The sequence below is a fragment of the Oleiphilus sp. HI0128 genome, assembly GCF_001635365.1.
Genome location: NZ_LWGG01001320.1, coordinates 1 through 1106, shown reverse-complemented (window position 1 = coordinate 1106; position 1106 = coordinate 1). Strand labels below are relative to the sequence as shown.

The window sequence follows — 1106 nt, the reverse complement described above, 5'->3', positions numbered from 1 at the left end:
CGGTCTTTAGAGCTAGTTCGAAAATAAAGCTTTCGAACTAGCTACTTCAGGACCTAAGCACTATAACGCTGTCGAAGCGCTTCGATACGTTTGTCTAGAGGAGGGTGACTCATAAACAAACCGCCTAATGAATTCTTCAGTTCGCCACTAATACCAAAAGCGACCATTTCAGAAGGCATTTCACTTGGTTTATCGTATTCAGCCTGCAGGCGTGCAAGTGCGCTGACCATCGCAGCGGGGTTAACTAGCTCCGCTCCCGCTATATCTGCTCGATATTCTCTACGGCGGCTAAACCAGAAAACAATCGTGCTAGCGAGCACTCCTAATATCATCTCTGCGACGAAGGTGGCGATAAAAAAGCCCATGCCGTGACCGCTTTCATTTTTGAATACTGCTCTATCAACAAAGCTACCGATAATTCGCGCAAAGAACATAACGAATGCGTTTACGACTCCTTGGATAAGGGTGAGGGTAATCATATCACCATTTGCGACGTGCCCGATTTCATGCCCAAGTACAGCCTTAACTTCCTCACGGCTCATTTTATTGAGTAAGCCTGTGCTTACGGCGACTAAGGCGTTATTTTTATTCCAGCCGGTTGCGAAAGCATTAGCTTGTGCGCTGTTAAATACGCCAACCTCAGGCATACCGATATTGGCTTTTTGAGCAAGATCCTGGACGGTGGTATAGAGCCATTTTTGGTCAGCGTTTTGTGGCTCCTCAATCACTTGAACTCTCATGCTGCGCTTTGCCATGAATTTTGACATCAGCAGCGACACGATTGAACCTGCCATACCGAATATCAGGCAGAAGACAAGGAGGTTATTGTAGTCCAGACCCTGAGCGGTCATGTAACTGCCGACCCCGAGTAGGCTAAGTGTGAAGCTAGCGACTAATACAACGGCTAAGTTTGTGGCCAGGAATAAAAATATTCTCATCATTTTGGTTTATCTCATGTGTGGTGTTATCTGAGAATATATGGACTGAGTGAGAAAGTTCAAGCCTTTTAAGGCTCAAGATGGAGTAGGTTTAATGTAATGAGAGCGGTATATCAGGCATAAAAAAGGCGATCCGAAGATCGCCTTTTTAATTTTTTACTATTAGAA

Annotated in this window: 1 protein-coding gene; it reads right to left on the bottom strand. The window is 45.0% G+C overall.

Annotation, left to right across the window (positions count from 1 at the left end):
• Positions 1-53: 53 nt before the first annotated feature.
• A complete protein-coding gene (htpX, locus tag A3763_RS22140) occupies positions 54-941 on the bottom strand; it encodes a protease HtpX (protein ID WP_197476066.1) in 888 nt (295 codons plus the stop codon).
• Between the last annotated feature and the right edge of the window lie 165 nt (positions 942-1106).

Excerpts from the sequence above, each read along its gene's own strand:
- htpX (WP_197476066.1), bottom strand. The coding sequence starts at position 941 with ATGATGAGAATATTTTTATTCCTGGCCACAAACTTAGCCGTTGTATTA.